Here is a 19,207-nt window from a genome sequence, read left to right on the forward strand (position 1 = left end):
TGTTCCGACTTCGGGGAAGCAATCTTTACCCTCAGGAATTATCTACAGGAAAGATTGCCGTCCAGTTGCCGGCAGACTTCGTCATTCCTCCGCTCAACGACGACATTTCGTTGATGTCGCTTCAATGGACTTTAGCACAGGAGAAAAATCAAAATTATTTCCCTCCGACATTCACCACAACCCCGATGGTGAAAATAGAATTACCAGCAGACATGTATTTACGGCTTTTTAGGCCGATATTACTGCTTGTGGTGTATTGAAGCTGAAAAGTTTTGCTAAGTGCCATACGTGTAAAGAAAACAGGCTCAAAAAAAATATTATCTTCTTTAGGCTGCACCACGCCATTCAAAAAGAACCGGTCCATTTTAATATGACTGATTCTTAAAGCGGTACCATAATTAATGGGAAAATCGGTTCCAAACAAATGAAAATTATTTTTCTTTTTCGAACTATAGTTTACCTGTAAAAATGTTTTCCGGTAATCTACTTCCTGCAGTTCGGAACTGATCAGGATATCGTTTTTATAATCACGGAAAGTAATATCGCTCCAGCCCTTTCCCACACCGGCATATATTTCAATAATCCGGTTATCATCCGGACCAAAGGTATCAAAATAACCTCCGCCAATTTCAATCAGTTTATGACCAAAATCTTTGCTTTTTCTTTCACTGTTCATCCTTGAACCGCTAAAAAGTACTCCTATATGATCAGAAACGGCATAAGCACCGTTAATGCTGGTATTGCCTTTTAAAGAAATGTGTGCACCTCCACTAAATTCACCTTGTTTACTTAACATGGGTGTATTTGGAACGTTAGGCATATAAACTGAAGAACAACTGGCTGCAAAAAGTGCCAAAACAGGGAGTGTAAAACGTAAGTATTTAATCATAGATGTTATATAAACAGATTTTGGCTTTAAAAATTGTGCTACATATCCATTTTCAGGAAATCCATTACTCTTTTAAACTCATCATGTAAACCGGCTTTTAGGTGGATTCTTTCTTTTGTAATGGGATGGACAAAGGCTAACTCCGACGCATGCAATAACATGGTCGTCATGTCCCATTGTTCTTTAAAAAATTTGTTCTGTTTGTTACAGCCATGTGTCCTGTCGCCAATAATTGGATGGAGGATGTGGCTAAAATGCCTTCTTAATTGATGCATCCTACCGGTTTTAGGTGTGGCTTCTATCAACGAATACCGGGAAGTTGGGTGTTTACCAAAAGCTACTGCTACCTCCGCCCTCCGGAGCGTGATGAATGACGTGAAAGCATCTTGTAAGGTCCCGTTTTCTTTAACCAGCGGATAATCGATATCCATCGCATCGGGAGTAAAACCACGCAAAATTGCCAAATACTTCTTTTCGGTCTCCGCATTCATAAATTGCTGATGCATAGCAACTTCAGACTTCTTATCAAAAGCAAATAATAATATACCGCTTGTTTTCCGGTCTAAACGATGTACCGGACTAACGTGCTTGCCCACCTGATCTCTCAACACTTGAAGGGCAAACTCTGTTGCATCCCTCGCAATAGAAGACTGGTGCACCAGCAATCCATGAGGCTTGTTAATGGCAATTAGATTATCGTCCTGATAAATGATCTCCAACATATAGCGGCGAAGATAAGGATATTATGAATTTGCAAAAGAGCTTATCCAAATAAATCAAAGGCGAGCCGGTAAGTATTGCAATGCGCATCCACAATATCTCTGATATCCACAGAGTAACCTCCCCCCATACTTACCTGCAGCGGTAGGCTTTTATTCTTACAGGCCTGCAGCACGATTTTATCGCGCTCCTTGCATGCGGCTCTGGTTAAGGCTAGTTTGCCCAGCTTATCGGTCGAGAGTACGTCCACGCCTGATAAATAAAATACAAAATCAGGCTTGGCACTTTCAAAAGCTTTTTTCAGATGTACATATAATGCAGACAGATATTCATCATCCTCCATTCCATCAGATAAAGGAACATCCAAGCTCGAGACTTCTTTTTTAAAAGGAAAATTCTTTTCTCCATGCATCGAAAAAGTAAATACCCGTGACTCACGTTGAAAAATTTCAGCAGTACCATTCCCCTGATGTACATCTAAATCAATTATTAAGATGCGATTGACTAATTTTTTATATAACAGATAATTAGCAGCAATAGCCTGATCATTTAACAAACAAAAACCTTCACCCCAATGGCTACCTGCATGATGCGTACCTCCCGCAACATTAAAAGCAATACCGTTATCTATTGCGAAATGGGCGCCATCGATTGTGCCCTGCGTAATCCGCAATTCGCGTTCTACAAGCTGTGCATTTAACGGGAAGCCAATCCGCCTCTGATCCTTCGCAGAAAGTGTCAAATCCCTCAATTGTTCCCAATATGCTTTTTCATGAGAAAGGAGAATAATATCTTCAGAAACGGGCTCAGGATGGAACAAATTCTGCGGTACTATTGTGCCCTCGTGTAGAAGTTGCTCCGGTATCAATTCATATTTGAGCATCGGAAAACGATGTCCTTCGGGTAAAGGGTGTGCATAAAGCGGGTGCCAGGCAATCTTGATCATTAGCCTAAGATTTCCCCTACATGTTTTTCGATATTGGCGCAGATCTGATCTACCGGAAGATCATTCGCGTCGTAACCAAACGGGTTTTCTATTTCTTCAGCTACCAGCTCCAAACTCGCTAATACATAGAGAATAAAGGGAACAATCGGAATCACAAAATAACCCAGGCTGAATACCCACCCGAAAGGCAGGGTAATTACATAAATAAAGATGAATTTTTTGATAAAGGCACTGTATGAAAACGGGATCGGTGTATTTTTAATCCTTTCACAGGCACCGCATATATCTGTAAATTGATTAAAATCAGCCGATAGTACAATAAATTGTTCCTGAGAGATTGAACCCTTTTCCAACAAACCATAAAGCCTGTTCACTAAACTACCTGCAATCTGGTTCGGGATATGTTTGCCCTCTTCCACTTCTATCAAAAAGCTGTTTTTGCCAAAATATAGTTTTTCGCGCAGGTGCTCCTTTAAACCAAAAGCATATTTGGGGATGCCATACTCAAAAAAACGAACCTCTTCTTCCGCCAGTTTAAGCGCCCTGATCTTCATGGCCAGGTTGCGGCTGACGTTGGTTAACGATCCGAGCAACTTCCTCCCTTCCCACCACCTATCGTAGGCCGTATTGGTCCTAAAAACCAATAGCAGGGATAAAACAAAACCCAATAAACTGTGCATCATACCTACATTGGTTACATAACTACTTTTTGAAAGCTGAAAGAAAGTTAATTCGGCATAGGCAACCAGTCCCGAAAAAACAGCAACTGCAAGCATTAATGGCCATAGTTTTCTAAAGGTATCACTTTTGTGGATATGAAAAATGAAAGTACTCCAGTCTTTGGGGTTATAATTAATCATTTAGCGATTTTTTTTATCAAATGAATCTTGTTTACTTTGTAATAAAACTGCCTTACTTACTTTCAAAAGTGCTTGTCCGGCCAGATAAACATCTTCAAAAGAGTTGTAAAGCGGCACAGCACTCAGGCGGATCACATCAGGTTCACGCCAATCGCCAAGAATATGATTGGCTACCAAGCCGTCAAAAATCTGTTTACCGTTACGCGCTGCAATGATGGATAATTGCGCACCTCTATCTTTTGCCAGCTTTGGCGTTATGATCTTGTATTGCTCTACCCCTAAATCTTTATTTACTTCATTTACAATAAATTCAAGATAAGCAGTTAAAGCAATACTTTTTACTCTCAATGGTTCAATAAAACCCGCTTGTTCAAAAATCTGAAGCGAGGCATGGTATAATGCCATTGGCATCACCTGCGTACAACTTACCTGCCAGCCATCAGCCCCGGCTTCCGGAACAAAACCTTTCTCCATTTTAAAACGTTTACTTTCCTGGTAACCCCACCATCCTGCAAAGCGGTTTAACTTGGTATTAGTGAAATGTTTTTCATGAACAAAGATTCCACTTATTCCCCCAGGACCTGAATTCTGGTATTTGTATGAGCACCAGCAGGCAAAGTCAACATCCCAATCATGAAGTTTTACAGGAACATTACCAGCAGCATGCGCCAGATCCCAGCCTACCACTGCACCGATTTCATGTCCCGCTTTGGTAATGGCTTCCATATCATACCATTGTCCGGTGTAATAATTTATCCCACCAAATAATACCAAAGCGATTTCATCAGCATTTTCTTTGATTTTAGCCAGGATCTCTTCTGTTTGAAGTATTTCTTCGCCTTCCTTTGGAAAAACCTCTATAATGGCTTCTTTTGGATCGAAATCATGAAACCTTACCTGACTTTCTATCGCATATTGATCGGATGGAAAAGCACCGCCTTCCATAATGATTTTAAAGCGCTTGCCTTTGGGCTGATAAAAGCTAACCATTAACAAATGAAGGTTTACTGTTAAGGTATTCATCGGACAAACCTCCGAAGGCCATGCACCAACAATGGGGGCCATTAACTTTTTGAGGGCTTTGTGATAGAACATCCAGGGCTCTTTTCCGTCAAACCAACCCTCAACAGCATAACTGGCCCAGTTGTTCAGCTGGCCCTTTAAAACTTCTTCCGCTACTTTAGGCTGAAGACCTAATGAATTGCCACACAAGTAGATAAAATCTTTTTCTTTGTGGTTTGGAAATAAAAACTGAGACCTGAAGTGACGAAGCTGATCAGCCTCATCCTGTAGTTGAGCAAACGATAGGGTGTTTTCGAAATTCATCAGGCCAATATTACAAAAAAGCAGGTATTGTTTCCAATCCTGCTTTTCAATTCTTTTAAATTCATCAGAATTTCATTGTATCATGCTTGCCCAGATCGGGCGTATCTCCGGTAACTACCGCTTTTAATATGCTGAACAAGACTACAATTTTTGATGCAGATGAATCCCAGTATTCCGCTTCTTCAGGCGTAACCTTTATCAGAATTAATCTCGGATCTTCAACTCCATCAGGGAACCAGGCTTTTATAAAAGGAGAAAAATAAGCCTCTTTACGCACTTTATCATCTATCAGCTCCGCCTTGCCCTTAACCGTTAAATAAGTGTTTTTAGACGGATCGCTATAAGCCAGCAATACATTGTTGTCTTTTGAAATTTCTTTTGATTTTAAGGAATACTCATTGGTGTAAAACCATAAGCTCCCATCGCCTTCAATTTTCGCAGTTCCCATTGGCCTGCTTCCAAACTCATCACCCGAAGAAAATGTTGTAAACATACAAGTCCTTACACTTTCTGCCATTTCTTTTAAGATCGCTATATTTTTCTCGTTTTTCATGTTTTGATTATTTATTAAGAAAAACAGCAAGCTCTCTAAAAGGTTTCTATAAATTAAACCTTATTTGGCTTACTTACGTATTTGCTGCCTTTTACAAAGAAGCGCCAGGGCAGTAATGCATGCTCTTTAGCGTAAGCAATGCCAATTCGTGGTGTTGCCGCAATATCTTCTTCCGGATACCGGATACCATGATCTTCGATCCAGATCTCATCAGCGCAAAGATTTTTGGCATTAAAAGTCTTATCAATCCCTAATGCCTTTGCTGCTGAACCAGGCCCGGCTGAAATCGCGCCTTTTGCATGCGGCATATTCCTCCGCTGCTCTATAATGTCTATTCCAACAAGCGGTTCTACCCCCCTGATCAAAACTGCATGGGGATCATCTTCGACCGAGGTTACCACATTAAAAAGATGATGCATACCATAACACAGATATACATAAGCAATGCCGCCTGCACCATACATGGTTTCGGTCCGGTTGGTCCGGCGTCCGCCATAAGCATGAGACGCTTTATCTTTTACACCAAAATAAGCCTCTGTTTCAACAATAATACCAGCAGTAACTTCATTGCCAATTTTGGTATACAGAACCTTGCCCAGTAAATCTTTCGCCAGGCTTACAACATCCTCATTCTGGTAATATTCGGGTCTTAATTTCAATATTTTATCTAAACTATCTATTTAACAAAACAGAAATAACCTGCTCTAAATAAATCTGATCTGTTTCATCAAATTTGTTTAAAACCTCGCTATCAACATCCAGCACACCGATAACCTCATTGTTAACCATTAAAGGCAGAACAATTTCAGACCTGGAAGCTGATGCACAGGCGATGTGACCGGGAAATAATTCTACATCTGGCACGATGATGGTTTTAGCTTCCGCCCAGGACGTACCACAAACTCCTTTTCCTTTTTTTATTCTTGTACAAGCCACAGGTCCCTGGAAAGGGCCAAGAACAAGCTCATTCTGCTTTACCAGATAAAAACCTACCCAAAACCAGCCAAACTGCTCCTTAAGAGCAGCAGCTACGTTTGCCAGATTAGCTATAAAATCGGTCTCGCCATATAATAGCGCTTCAATCTGAGGGATGATGGACTGGTACTGTGCTTCCTTAGAGGCATCTCTGGTAATCAATAAGTCTTCTGCCATTTCTTTTATTTATACGATCAAAGTTAACAATGAATTGCGAGATGAGAGCGAAACTCACTTTTAATGACGAAAATTTGAATGATAAACTATCATTAAAATCATTAGTTTTGGCAAATTAACCATAGTATAATGATTGTAGCCTTAACCATAACTAGATTCCGTGGCGTTGCTGTTCCTTTTGCTTTTATGGGCATGGCAATTTTGAGAATACCATTATGGCTAAATAAAAAATGTAAATTTTGGAAATTGATGGGAAGCGGAAAGAATGCCCAGGTAGATCTGGCTCCTGATTATAGGCATTGGGCAGTCCTGACTACCTGGGATAACCGTGATGATTGTGATGATTTTTATCGTGATTCTATAGTAATGAAATGGTTTAGTTTGTTTGAAACAGAAAGCTTCACCGTATTATTAAATCCTTTACATAGCCATGGTTTATGGTCTAAAAAACAACCATTTAACTATAACACTATAAACGAAAACCCTTCAGGAAAAATCGCTGTAATTACGAGGGCAGCAATCAAATTTAACAGGCTAAAAGAGTTTAGGCAAAATGTTAAACGGGCGGCCAATGCCATGCGCATTGCCCCAGGATTTATCTTATCGGCAGGTATGGGAGAAAATCCGTTTTTTGACCAGGCTACCTTTTCGATATGGAAGGATGCTGAAAGTGTGAAAAATTACGCCTACAAAACTTTTGACCATGCTGAAGTGATTAAGCTCACCAGATCGCGTCACTGGTATAAAGAAGAGCTTTTTGCCCGGTTTTCGATTGTTGATAACTGGGGAACACTTAATGGTGTATCCATAGAATTGTAAATAACAATATATAATAATGAGAGTAGTAGCAGAACTTCCCCATCCGGAATGTAAGATCACCATTTTTTCGATGAACCAAAAATACATCGTAAAATTTGAACAAGGTACTTTTGAACAAAGTTATAAGCTTGCAGAACTAGACCTCAGTGGCGGAGGAGTAAATGACGTATTTGAAATTATAGATGAAGAATTTATCCAGACCGTTATCATACGTTTTAAAGTGATGCGTTCAGATTTTACAGCAGCATACAATCGGCATCAATACTAAGCATAAATAAATTTAAATTACTGATTTACATTTACTTAAATAACAAAACAAAATTATATTTTGAGTTTTTAGTTCATTTCAACAAAAAAATCAAATATTACTAAAGCTATTATTAAAGTAAATCAATTTAAAACATTGATATTTTGACTATTAAACTGAGTAACAAAATATAATTTTGGCATTTAATTTTGCCAAATATAAAGGAAGTTGAGAATTTTTGGCACAATACAATTGATCTCATTACCAGGAAGAAACGACTTATCATGCCGGCACAGGTTGGCAATTTTTCATATTGAAGATTTTTGCTACAAAAGGACTAACTGGTCGGCCGAAAAGATTTCTTCACAATGAACTCCGAGAGCAGACCTGTAAAGTTGACAACTACTGCTGGAAAAAACGGTTAGTTATGACGGAAGTGGTTCTAAGCAATTACCGTATCGTGCACCACTACCCTGTACCAGTTTTTAGAGAATTTTTCTACAGCATCTAAGTGTATTTTATCTTCCTGGTATGCATTGTGATCTGCAATGTTCGCAAAGGTAATTGTAAGCGAATAGGTAAAAGAGTTATCGGTAACCGGACGCACGGGCGTGCCGGCAGCTAATCCGTAACTTAATGTTTTGATATATTTAATTGGCTTCAAGCTTTCAAAAAACTTGGCAAAATCGGCTATTTCGTTTTTGGTTAATTGGGGTTTCAACCAGAACATAACAAAATGTTGAATCTGACCTTTATCTGCGGCGGTATGATCTGTCATAAAAAATTTTATTTTATGCAATATAGAAATGATTTACTTGTGTACAAAAAAAGCGTTGCGATTTTATACCGCAACGCTTTTCAAATATGAACAGGCTGATATTAGTTTTGTACCCTGCCTGATTTACGATCTTCACCTCTTCCGATTAAGTAACCGCCACCGGCACCAACCAAACCGCCAATGATAGCACCTCTTCCTTTTTTCTTGTCAATTAAAGCACCACCAACTGCACCAGCAGCACCACCTATTACAGCACCTTTAGCTGCATCACTCCAACCTTTTTTCCTTGCAGTTGGTTGCGTACCGCCATAAGCACTGCTTGAACTTCCGCCAGAACTGGCATATGATCTCCTGGCACTTGTGCTGGATCTTCTGGCAGCTGCTAATTCTGCCTGGTGTTTTGCTTCTTTCTCTTTTTCTACTCTGGCCACTTCAGCTTTTTTAAAGCTGTCAAGGCGTAAACTATCTTTTACGGCTTTAATGGCTAATTGTTTTTCTGCTTCCTGCTGTTTTAAAGCAGCTTCTTCTTTTGCCTTGTTATTACAAGCAAACATCACAGAACTTAATGCGATTACTACCAATATCCTTTTCATAATTTTTGATTTTAGCATGATCCCGGTTCAGCTACCTAACCTCACTGAACAGGTTTCATTTGTGATATATGATTTAGTTAATTACCACTATTAAAGAAAAAATAATGCCAAATGTTTTAAAAATAAAAAATTATTCAATTAAATCGGTGTACCAAAAACCCGAAAGTGTAGGTTTGGCATAAGGATCGTCATTCCCTGACGCAGCTATTGCAGGCGAATTGTATGTTCTGAATACCTGTTCACCTACAGAAAAATCAATTTTTACTTTAAAAATTGCCCCCTCGAAGGCAAAAGTATGAAACTCTCCGTTTTCACCACAGGGATCAATTCCGGGCGGAAGCTGATCAATCAGGTCTTCGCTGATTATTTTTCCACAAATGTCTTTTAGATTCTCCTGTGCACAAACAATGATGGTTTTATAGTTCAGATCGATAAACTCACCGATCAATTCTTTAGTATCCATTCCCCATAATGGAAAGATCGCTTTCAAACCGATTTCAGAAAGCTTACTTTCACGGTAATTGCGTAAATCTTCCAGAAAAATATCACCAAAAATCGAATGCGTGATTCCTTCAGCTTTAAATTTCTCCAGGTGCATACGCATGATATTGTCGTAAGTTTCCATATCTGGCATTTCACCCAAACGGATCTGATACAATGGGATGCCAATACTTTCAGCTTGTTTAATCAGCAAAGTTTCTCTTACTCCATGCATCGAAACCCGATTATATTGTTCAGTGACGGTAGTAACGAGATAACGGATTTCGAGCGTTGCATCCTGAAGGGCATAGTGCAATGCGAGGGTACTATCTTTACCTCCACTCCAGTTAAAAATGCAGCTTTTTTTATCCATTTATTAAAATGCTTTTCAGCTGTTCCATACCATTCACTGCATTTTGTTCAATAGTAATTATATTTTGGTAGCGTTTAACATCAGGAGTTTTTGGATCGATGATGTACTTATTTACCTCACGTGGTACAAAATCAATCAGTCCGGCAGCCGGATAAACCGCTAAAGAAGTGCCGATCAGCACAAACAAATCGGCTTTCCCACAAATTCTGGCCGCAACTTCTATCATCGGTACCGCTTCGCCAAACCACACTACATGCGGCCGCAGTTGCGACCCTAACTCGCAAAGTTCACCCATTTTGATCTCTGAACCTGTAATCGGGTAAGTCAAATCGGGCCTCAGATCAGATTGGGCTCGGGTAATGATGCCATGGAGGTGGGTAACTTTGGTAGAACCTGCTTTTTCGTGCAGATCATCGATATTCTGGGTAATGATTTCAACATCAAAATCGTTTTCGAGTTCGGCCAGCAACTGGTGCGCGCGGTTGGGCTTTGCCGCTAAAACCTGCTTTCTTCTTTCATTATAAAAGTTCTGCACCAATTCCGGATTCCTTTCCCAGGCTTCGGGTGTTGCTACATCATATATATTATAACCTTCCCATAAACCATCCGAATCCCTGAAAGTCTTTAATCCACTTTCGGCACTGATTCCTGCTCCTGTTAATACGACTAATTTCATATCATAATTATATAGATTGGAGCGATTGAACGGACTGGGCGTAATTGATAAACTTGATGGCAATATTCTGATCAGCTTTAAAAATTTCAGGATGAAGCATGCAAGCTAAAGCCTCTATACCTTCTACCAAAGTACCAATACTCGGCTGAGTGAACATGTCAAAATCGGCAATATAAACCTGCTTGTTTTTTACTGCTTCCAGGTTATCCCAACCTGTTTTAGAGGTAAGAAGCTGCATTTCTTCCAAACTTCTTTTCTGATCGAAACCGCATGGCGCAATCACCAAAACCTCCGGATTATATTTTAAGATCTTTTCCCATGGCGTAACGATTGAATCACCCGCAGGGTTCGAAAGCATATCAACACCGCCAGCAGCAGCAATCTGAAAAGGAATCCAATGTCCGCAATTGTAGATTGGTTCAATCCATTCCATCAGCATCACCCGCTTTAAAGGTGATCTGTTTTCACGTAATTTATCCAAAATCTGATCGGTTCTCTGCTGTAAACCTGCCAGGTAACTAAAAGCAACTTCTTCCTTCCCCAAAGCCCTGGCAATGGTAACTGCACATTCAAAAACATCCTGCAGATTATTGGGCGAAAGCGGAACCAGCGTTGGCTGCTTACTTAATTTCATTACAGCTGTTTCGGTACAAACCGTATCGATATTACAAACTTCACATATATCCTGTGTAAAAACTACATCAGGTGCGATGCTTTCCAATAGCGCATCATCTACCCAATACAGGCTTTTGCCCTGTGCTTTGGAAGCCGAAAAAATCCGGTCGATCTCTACACTGGAGTAGTTTTTACCTTCGAGGATACACCGTACGATTTTAGGTTGATCAGCTGCTTCTTTAGGACACTCAAACGTGACCCCGTACAGGTAATCCTGAAGGCCCATATCATAAATCATTTTCGTGGCAGCCGGTAAAAAGGAAACAACTTTCATGGTATTTATAAATTCATCATCCTGAACTTCCGCCCGGCCGGTCGGACGGGTGTTTCAGGATATATTATTATTAAAGTCAGACCTCTATAAGGAAATATCGTTTTCGCAGATGCTGAAATAAATCCGAAAGTTATCTGATCAGCATGACGTAACCACTAAGTTAAAAAAAATCCCCTTTTGAATCGAATCAAAAGAGGATTTCCATGATATTTTAACTTGCCTTGTGTTACCTCAAAAAACTTGTCTGGTGTTACCTCAACAAATAAATATCTACAGCTCTTCTGTTTGCAGTTTTAATACCGGATATTTTGCTTTTAAGGTTTCAAAAGCACTAAAAAGTAAAGCACCATAAATGACAGTTCCTTCTAAAAACCTGATTTCGAATGGAATGGCTTTTACCAGGCAGCTCCAGTAACCAGCTAAATCCTGCGTATATGCCGGATTATTAATCCAAACACCTAAGTCAGTAACCAGCCAGTGGATTAGCACAATGCTCAATGTTGAAGCCAGCAAATTTACCACGTTAATGTTCTTAAGCAGTACTCTGCCTACCAAAACCATTAAAGCAAACGCAATATAGGTCCAGTACCAACCCTCATATAAAAACGACCCACCGCTGTATTTACTGAAAATTGTCGAAGCTAAAACAAAGTCGCTTAAAAACAAACTCAACAGCGGAAAAGCAAATGCTTTAAGGTGATTTTTAAAATAAGCCCCGCCAAACAAAGCTACTGCTCCTATAGAGGAAAAATTGGCAAACTGCAATTCATCAGCGTTGAATGTAACCAGCAAACGGAAAGCTGTTAAAGCCAGAATCATCAGCAACAAAATCAAATTGCGTGGATTAAATTTTAAATGAGCCATTTTTTCTTGGTTAATAAATATAGTACAAAGTTAACTTTAATTAGTGTATATTAAAAATTACACCTGTATTAAAGTTGAAACCTAAGCTATTGTAACCAATAATCTCATTGTATTTTTTATCCAGGATGTTTTTCGCATCGAAGAACAGTTTTATGCGTTTTTTAACAAAAGCATATTCTGCATAGGCATTCAACAATTGATAAGCAGGTAAATGATCAACGGTGTAAGTGGTAAAATTACCATCAGTACGTTTGCCAAAATAGCGGAAATTAGCGCTCACATATAAATTGCTAGTTGCCTGCGCGCCTGCCGTGATGCCAAAGGTATGCTTCGGTCTGCGGAAAAGATAATCTGCAATGGCATTATCCACAAAGTTGAACTCATTACCTTCTACATAAGCATAATAACCGTTGATATTAAACACACTGAATTTAACAGCCGGTTCAATTTCAAAGCCTTTGGTTTTCTGACTTACCTGGTTTACGTAGCCGTTAGGATAAGCATAAATGATTGCATCTGTTAAATCGCGTTTATAACCTGCTAAACGCAAGCTGAATTGATCATCTGCAAAACTGAAATTTACACCAGCTTCATAATTCTGTGATTTCTCAGGTTTTAAAGCCAGGTTGGCACCAAACTGGCCAAAAAGCATGTTTAAGGTAGGCACTTTAAATGCGGTGGAAACCGTTCCAAACAGTTTTATTTCCTTAATGATTTCAATGCTTGGGGTAATTGAATAAGTATAGTTTTCGCCATATTGTTCGTGTTTATTGTAACGTCCGCCAATTTCCAGGTTGAACACACTCAAATCGTGCAAGAATAATGAACTATAAGCGGCAAAAATATTGGTCTCAGGTTTATTCGTAGCAGATGACAATTTCATCACACGGTTATCGATACCCACCAATAAATCCAGTTTACTGCCCAGTTTCTGGTTGTAGAACAAATCTAATAACGATACACGGCCTTCACTAATGCTAGGATACTGGCTGTGCGCATCATTCCTGGTGCTTTCGAAGCTGTAGTTCAACGTTACTTTTCCGGTAGCAAATTCATATCTGGCATTAGTACCTGTAGCAAAGTTTTTCAGAATAGAATAATTGTTTGCATCAGTAAAGGCGCCACCGTCGAACTGGTAGTTACCATCATAATAACGTATAAATGGATTTACCGAAAAATGATTATCCAGTTTAATTCCGAAGTTTGCATTTAAAGCGTCGGTTTTAAAGCCGTCCTTATCAAATACTGATGTATTTCCTACCGGATTAGCAGCTTCAGAAATTCCATCCGTTTTGTGATGGGTATAGTTAATGTTATAAGAAAAGCCTTCCACACCACCATTTAAACCAATGGTTCCTTTATAGGTTTCGTAGCTACCCGCACTGGCCACACCATAAATGGTATTTCCTTTCGGGCCACCTTTTTTAGTGATGATATTGATTACACCTGCAACTGCGTCAGAGCCATAAATGGTAGACTGACCTCCCCTTAAAATTTCGATATGATCGATCTGATCAATAGAAAGCAATCTCAAATCGAATGCTCCCCCATTTCCAGAAGGATCGTTCTGCACAATACCATCAATCAAAACCACGGCGTAAGCGCTTCCTGCGCCCCTGAAAAACACCGACTTGTTTAGACCTGGATTACTGCTTGCCCCGGCCACAACAATTCCGGCCTGCTCGCTAATCAGTTCAGGCAATGATTTACCATTACTGCGTTCTAATACTTCGCGGCTAATGATGGTAACTACTTTACCGGTCTGTGATTGTTTCTGATCGTTTTTAGTTGCAGAAATTACAACATCTTTGAGCTGCAAACTATCCAGCGTTTGAGCATTGGCCACCTGGCCAATCATTAACTGTGCGAGCCCCAGCCCTGCTACAGTTAGCATACTTTTTTTGTTCATGTGATTGTGAGTTTTGCCCACAGCCAACAGATTAGAAAAGGAAATGAAAATATGAACCACGTTAATATCTCAATCCTAGCTTCAATCCCCGAAAGCTATGAAATTAAACGCTAAAGGCAGGTCTTCTGACTTACTCCCGCTTTTTCTGTCTTCCCGCTCAATAGTTAACTGGGCAGTGACTTATGATTGAAAAAACGTTACAGAGCTTACAGCTGCGGGACAGTTACAGATTTACACTGTATTCCCTTTTAATTCCGGGTGTAAAGCCGGAAACCAAAAGCGCTGCAAAAGTAAGAAAATTAAACAACATCTAAAATGCATGACTAAAAATGGTGATTTTAGCAAAAAAAGCTAAATTAGAAATCAAATTTCACGTATGAACAGAGTTTTAGTAATTGCATTTTCGCTCATCAGCTTATCTGTTATGGCGCAAAAAACGGATACCGTTTTCCTAAAAAAATTAATGGAAAGTAAACCTGAACTCTTTTCCGGCGTGCTCAATCATCCCCATAACAATCAGATACAAATCCTTTATACACAAGTTAACCGTAGTGCGAAGAACAAACCCACTTTTAAGACTTACAGTTACCATGTAGATCCACATCATTATTTTTATCCTGCCAGTACAGTAAAGCTTGCTGCAGTTATTTTTGCACTCGAAAAGATAAACCGCTTAAAAAATACCGGATTAAGTGCAAAAAGCACTATGATTACCGATAGTTCATATCAAGGACAAACTAAAGTTCTGAAAGATACCAGCGCAAAAAGCGGTATGCCTTCCATTGAACATTACATTAAAAAGATTCTGCTTACCAGTGATAATGATGCTTTTAACCGCCTATTTGAATTTATAGGCCGCGCAGAAATTAACGAAAAACTGAAGAAAAATGGATTGAATAACAGCCGGATTTTAAACCGTTTGGCTATTGGTGATGCGGGAGAATCAGCTAAACATACCAATCCTGTCAAATTTTACAATGGTAATCAATTAATATACGATCAACCGGCTCAGTACGATCCAAAAGAATATGAGCTGAAACTAACTAATGTGGTAATGGGTAAAGGTTATATGGACAGTGCCGACAGATTAGTGAATAAACCTTTCAGTTTAGCGGGAAAGAATGCCTTCGCCATCAACGATCAACATAAACTGATGCGAAAATTAATCTTTCCTGAAGCTTTTCCGATTAAAGAGCGATTTAACCTGACTGCCGGTGATTACAGGTTGATTTACACCTATATGAGTAAATATCCAACAGAAAGCGATTATCCTAAATATGATCAGAAAGAATTTTGGGCAACCTATGCCAAGATGCTTTATTATGGACGTGAGCGGATAAATCCTGAACCTAACATCAGAATTTTTAATAAATATGGCGATAGTTACGGTTTCATTATCGATAACGCTTATTTTGTTGATTTTAAAAATGGAATTGAATATTTCCTTACCGCAGTGGTGCAGAGCAATGAAGACGGAATATTTAACGACAATATATACGAATATGATACCGTTTGCTTCCCTTTTATGAAAAATCTGGGCAGAACCATTTACGAGCTGGAATTAAAGAGGGTTAAAAAACACCGGCTTAACCTCACCAAATTTAAAATGGATTACCATTAAAACCTTTTTAATCCTTTTGGGTTTATAGCCTATAAATTGTATAAAAAACTATACATTAATTAAAAAATAATATATTCGCATTTCAAAGAAGAATAACATCTCTAATGGCTAAATTATTAATAATTGACGATGAGCGTGCAATAAGGAGTACCTTACGCGAAATTCTGGAGTATGAAAATTATGATGTCGAAGATATAGATAATGGTATTGACGGCCTCGAAATGATCAAAAAGGGAAATTTCGATCTGGTACTTTGCGATATCAAGATGAATAAGATGGATGGTATGGAAGTGCTGGAACAAGCACAGATCATTAAACCAGATTTACCATTCATTATGATATCCGGCCATGGCACTGTTGAAACTGCTATTGAAGCCAGCAAAAAAGGAGCTTTCGATTTTATCTCGAAACCACCTGACTTAAATCGCTTATTAATTACTGTACGTAATGGTTTAGACCGTGGAACCTTAGTTACCGAAACCAAGGTTTTAAAACGTAAAGCCAGTAAAACCCGCGAAATTTTGGGCGAATCGGAAAGTATTTCCAAAATCAAAGAAACCATTGAGCGTGTTGCACCAACAGAAGCCCGTGTATTAATTACCGGTGCAAATGGTAGTGGTAAAGAGCTGGTAGCCCGCTGGTTACATGAAAAATCCAATCGTGCAGATAGTCCTTTAATCGAAGTAAACTGTGCAGCCATTCCATCAGAACTCATTGAAAGTGAATTATTTGGACATGAGAAAGGTTCTTTTACTTCTGCTGTCAAGCAACGCATCGGGAAATTTGAACTGGCTAACGGTGGAACTTTATTTTTAGATGAGATTGGAGATATGAGTCTCTCAGCCCAGGCGAAAGTTTTACGTGCTTTACAGGAGCATAAAATTACGCGTGTGGGTGGCGAAAAAGAAATTGACGTAAATGTTCGCGTTTTAGCAGCAACCAATAAAGATTTATTGAAGGAAATTGAAGACGGTAACTTCCGAATGGACTTGTATCACCGCTTAAATGTAATCAATATCCATGTCCCACATTTAACTGAACGCACAGATGATATTCCGGTTATTGCACAGAATTTTTTAGAGAATATCTGCAGCGATTATGGAATGCCTGTCAAAAAAATAAATGAGGCCGGTATGTTGGCTTTGCAAGCTTTACCATGGACGGGTAACGTACGTGAGCTGCACAACATGATTGAACGCTTGATTATATTAAGCGATAAGGTTATTACCGAAAACGATGTACGTGCTTTTGCAAATCCGGGAGGTGGTACTAACATAGGTGCCGCGACCAGTACACAGATTGCGGGTGCCGGCGGCGCTGGTCTGGCATCTTCTTTTGATTCGTTCAATAATTTCCAGGATTATAAAGATTATGCTGAACGCGAATTCATCAAGTTCAAGCTCGAAAAAAACAATTGGAATGTATCAAAAACAGCTGACGAAATTGATATCCAAAGAAGTCACTTATATAGCAAGATAGAGAAATTTGGCTTAAAAAGAGCTGAATAACCCCTAGCCCCCAAAAGGTAGAGTAGTTATACATTTTTTAAAATTTAAAGTTGAAATGAGAAGATTTATCTTATCGTTTCAACTTTTTTATTAAAGAAAGCGATTTAAGGACAGAAAATTTAAAGTCTTCTTATGGGAATTTAGGGCTTAGCCCATATAATCATTCTGTCTCATCAGCAAAGCCCTGTATTTGTTAAAAATTGCCGTTTTAGAAACAAAGCCTAAATATTGATTCTTTGTACTTAACACCGGCAAAATCCATACATTTTCCTGCTCCATTTTTTTTAATACCGATTTCAGATCATCATTTTCGATAATGATGTTTGGTGCGGTTTGGACCAGATGAGAGGCTTGAAGATTTTCCTTTTCCGGATGATTAACCATTTCATTAAATAGTTCCTCTATATAAATTATACCTTTAAAATCTCCGGTCCCATCAGTAACAGCGATTACATTTTTGTGCGATTGCATAATTTCATTCATCTTCGAAGAAATTAAATCGTTCATCTGCAACTGGGGATAACTTTTTTCGATCAGGTATTTCAGCTTCATCTGATTCAGAACCGTGGTATCCTTATCTTCATGTGACAGTAACTCGCCTTTATCAGCAAGCGCTTTGGTGTAAATTGAATGTTTTTGTGAGCTGCGGTTTATGGCGTAAGAAATGGCAGTGGTAATCATCAATGGGACCATCAAAATATATCCTCCTGTGATTTCTGCAATCAAAAATATACCAGTTAAAGGAGCATGCATAATGGAACCCAAAGCAGCAGCCATACCAGCCACAATAAAATTGGGCACGTTCAACTGTGCTATCCCTGAAAGGTTAATCACGTACGCAAAGATAAACCCGATTAAACCACCCATAATTAAACTGGGTGCAAATGTACCACCGTTACCGCCAGCCCCTAAGGTAACCAGTGTAGCGATCGATTTCATGAAAATGGTTACCACGGTAAACAATACGACCACAGCCGATACTGAGCTGTAATCAGCAAAAATACTATTGTTGATTACGGTATGATAATCACCTTTTAACAATCCTTTTATGGTAATATACCCTTCACCATATAACGTTGGAAATAGAAATACCAAAGCGCCCAATATTAAACCACCTGCAATTACTTTGGTATAAGGATGTTTTATTTTATAAAATAGCCCCTTTACAGCATAGTTTGCTTTTGTAAAATAAATAGAAAACAAACCAATAAAGCAGGCTAATACGACATAGTAGAGTAATGCATTTACCTCCCACCCTTCCGTAACCAAAAAGAAAAGTTGCTGTGTATAAAATAATCTGGCTACCACCGCTGCTGTCGCTGCCGATAATAAAAGCGGGATAAACGCGGGAATGGTAAATTCCGGTAATAAAATTTCGATAGCGAAAACAATACCTGCCACAGGACTATTAAATGCGCCCGCAATGCCCGCCGCTGCACCACAGGCCACCAGCATCGTAATTTCGCGATAAGATAACCCTAATAAACGGCCAAGATTTGAGCCTATTGCCGATCCGCTGGTTACGATGGGTGCTTCCAAACCAGTTGAACCGCCAAAACCAACGGTAACGGCGGCGGTAATAATCTGCGAATAAATGTTATGCGCCTCTACTTTACTCGATTTTTTGGAAATAGAATACAGCAAAGGGGTTAAGCCTGTTTCGAATTTAGATTTCCGTATAAAGTATTTGATGTATAAAACCGTTAAGAAAATACCAATCATCGGAAATATAAAGTACAGATAATATTTATATTTCCAGTGCCAATCTGATTGGAGAAACTCTTCGATATGGTGGGTTAAACTTTTTAGAACAGCGGCAGCCAATCCGGCTAAAATTCCAACAATTACGGCTAGGATAACCAAGAAATTACGGTTTGATATTTTAGATTTCCGGTACTGGTTAATCTTATCCAGGTAATTTACGAATCTGATGTACATTCTATT

Annotated in this window: 20 protein-coding genes and 1 riboswitch; of the genes, 4 read left to right on the forward strand and 16 right to left on the reverse strand. The window is 39.1% G+C overall.

Annotation, left to right across the window (positions count from 1 at the left end):
• Window positions 1-154: 154 nt before the first annotated feature.
• From ACK1I8_RS09050 to ACK1I8_RS09085, 8 genes are all read right to left on the reverse strand, one after another.
• Window positions 155-889 (reverse strand): hypothetical protein, encoded by a 735-nt coding sequence (locus ACK1I8_RS09050; protein ID WP_412469006.1) that lies wholly within the window; start codon window positions 887-889, stop codon window positions 155-157.
• Window positions 890-927: 38 nt separating this feature from the next.
• Window positions 928-1,611, reverse strand: coding sequence for a pseudouridine synthase (locus ACK1I8_RS09055; RefSeq protein WP_412469007.1), 684 nt, complete (start codon window positions 1,609-1,611; stop codon window positions 928-930).
• Window positions 1,612-1,652: 41 nt separating this feature from the next.
• A complete protein-coding gene (locus ACK1I8_RS09060) occupies window positions 1,653-2,555 on the reverse strand; it encodes a histone deacetylase (RefSeq protein ID WP_412469008.1) in 903 nt (300 codons plus the stop codon).
• The gene (locus tag ACK1I8_RS09065; protein ID WP_412469009.1) at window positions 2,555-3,415 is read right to left on the reverse strand and encodes a bestrophin family protein; all 861 of its coding nucleotides are present in this window, start codon (window positions 3,413-3,415) and stop codon (window positions 2,555-2,557) included. Before ACK1I8_RS09065 ends, ACK1I8_RS09060 begins: the two co-directional genes overlap by 1 nt.
• Window positions 3,416-4,741 (reverse strand): kynureninase, encoded by a 1,326-nt coding sequence (kynU, locus tag ACK1I8_RS09070; RefSeq protein ID WP_412469010.1) that lies wholly within the window; start codon window positions 4,739-4,741, stop codon window positions 3,416-3,418. It abuts the gene before it with no gap.
• A gap of 64 nt (window positions 4,742-4,805) precedes the next feature.
• Window positions 4,806-5,294 (reverse strand): pyridoxamine 5'-phosphate oxidase family protein, encoded by a 489-nt coding sequence (locus ACK1I8_RS09075; protein WP_412469011.1) that lies wholly within the window; start codon window positions 5,292-5,294, stop codon window positions 4,806-4,808.
• Window positions 5,295-5,347: 53 nt separating this feature from the next.
• A complete protein-coding gene (locus ACK1I8_RS09080) occupies window positions 5,348-5,953 on the reverse strand; it encodes a DNA-3-methyladenine glycosylase (RefSeq protein WP_412469012.1) in 606 nt (201 codons plus the stop codon).
• Window positions 5,954-5,966: 13 nt separating this feature from the next.
• Complete coding sequence (locus tag ACK1I8_RS09085; RefSeq protein ID WP_412469013.1) at window positions 5,967-6,446, reverse strand: GAF domain-containing protein; 480 nt, start codon at window positions 6,444-6,446, stop codon at window positions 5,967-5,969.
• 129 nt (window positions 6,447-6,575) lie between these two features.
• Here ACK1I8_RS09085 and ACK1I8_RS09090 point away from each other — a divergent pair, with 129 nt between their 5' ends.
• The gene (locus ACK1I8_RS09090) at window positions 6,576-7,265 is read left to right on the forward strand and encodes a DUF3291 domain-containing protein (RefSeq protein ID WP_412469014.1); all 690 of its coding nucleotides are present in this window, start codon (window positions 6,576-6,578) and stop codon (window positions 7,263-7,265) included.
• Window positions 7,266-7,281: 16 nt separating this feature from the next.
• Window positions 7,282-7,533, forward strand: coding sequence for a hypothetical protein (locus ACK1I8_RS09095; RefSeq protein ID WP_412469015.1), 252 nt, complete (start codon window positions 7,282-7,284; stop codon window positions 7,531-7,533).
• A 421-nt stretch (window positions 7,534-7,954) separates the two neighbouring features.
• Here ACK1I8_RS09095 and ACK1I8_RS09100 read toward each other — a convergent pair whose 3' ends face one another.
• The 7 genes from ACK1I8_RS09100 to ACK1I8_RS09130 all read right to left on the reverse strand — a co-directional run bounded on the left by ACK1I8_RS09100 (window position 7,955) and on the right by ACK1I8_RS09130 (window position 14,134).
• Window positions 7,955-8,290, reverse strand: coding sequence for a Dabb family protein (locus tag ACK1I8_RS09100; protein ID WP_412469016.1), 336 nt, complete (start codon window positions 8,288-8,290; stop codon window positions 7,955-7,957).
• Window positions 8,291-8,391: 101 nt separating this feature from the next.
• Window positions 8,392-8,883, reverse strand: a complete 492-nt coding sequence (locus ACK1I8_RS09105) for a YMGG-like glycine zipper-containing protein (protein WP_293787758.1) — start codon at window positions 8,881-8,883, stop codon at window positions 8,392-8,394.
• A gap of 130 nt (window positions 8,884-9,013) precedes the next feature.
• Window positions 9,014-9,736, reverse strand: coding sequence for a diphthine--ammonia ligase (locus tag ACK1I8_RS09110; RefSeq protein ID WP_412469017.1), 723 nt, complete (start codon window positions 9,734-9,736; stop codon window positions 9,014-9,016).
• On the reverse strand, window positions 9,729-10,412 hold the full coding sequence (locus ACK1I8_RS09115; protein ID WP_412469018.1) for an SIR2 family NAD-dependent protein deacylase: 684 nt from the start codon (window positions 10,410-10,412) through the stop codon (window positions 9,729-9,731). The genes ACK1I8_RS09110 and ACK1I8_RS09115 overlap by 8 nt, the downstream gene beginning before the upstream one ends.
• 7 nt (window positions 10,413-10,419) lie before the next feature.
• Entirely contained in the window at window positions 10,420-11,361 is a 942-nt protein-coding gene (locus tag ACK1I8_RS09120; RefSeq protein ID WP_412469019.1) for an ABC transporter substrate-binding protein, read from the reverse strand.
• A 270-nt stretch (window positions 11,362-11,631) separates the two neighbouring features.
• On the reverse strand, window positions 11,632-12,225 hold the full coding sequence (locus tag ACK1I8_RS09125) for a DUF6580 family putative transport protein (protein ID WP_412469020.1): 594 nt from the start codon (window positions 12,223-12,225) through the stop codon (window positions 11,632-11,634).
• A gap of 40 nt (window positions 12,226-12,265) precedes the next feature.
• Window positions 12,266-14,134, reverse strand: a complete 1,869-nt coding sequence (locus ACK1I8_RS09130; RefSeq protein ID WP_412469021.1) for a TonB-dependent receptor plug domain-containing protein — start codon at window positions 14,132-14,134, stop codon at window positions 12,266-12,268.
• A gap of 97 nt (window positions 14,135-14,231) precedes the next feature.
• A riboswitch (cobalamin riboswitch) is annotated at window positions 14,232-14,427 on the reverse strand.
• 83 nt (window positions 14,428-14,510) lie between these two features.
• On the opposite strand from ACK1I8_RS09130, the gene ACK1I8_RS09135 reads away from it, so the two are divergent.
• Both ACK1I8_RS09135 and ACK1I8_RS09140 read left to right on the forward strand, forming a co-directional pair.
• Window positions 14,511-15,755, forward strand: coding sequence for a serine hydrolase (locus ACK1I8_RS09135; protein WP_412469022.1), 1,245 nt, complete (start codon window positions 14,511-14,513; stop codon window positions 15,753-15,755).
• Window positions 15,756-15,859: 104 nt separating this feature from the next.
• The gene (locus ACK1I8_RS09140; protein WP_412469023.1) at window positions 15,860-17,263 is read left to right on the forward strand and encodes a sigma-54-dependent transcriptional regulator; all 1,404 of its coding nucleotides are present in this window, start codon (window positions 15,860-15,862) and stop codon (window positions 17,261-17,263) included.
• Between the two features lie 147 nt (window positions 17,264-17,410).
• On the opposite strand, the gene ACK1I8_RS09145 is transcribed toward ACK1I8_RS09140, so the two are convergent.
• A complete protein-coding gene (locus ACK1I8_RS09145; RefSeq protein ID WP_412469024.1) occupies window positions 17,411-19,201 on the reverse strand; it encodes a chloride channel protein in 1,791 nt (596 codons plus the stop codon).
• Between the last annotated feature and the right edge of the window lie 6 nt (window positions 19,202-19,207).

Source organism: Pedobacter sp. KLB.chiD, from assembly GCF_047040275.1.
Taxonomy (GTDB): domain Bacteria; phylum Bacteroidota; class Bacteroidia; order Sphingobacteriales; family Sphingobacteriaceae; genus Pedobacter.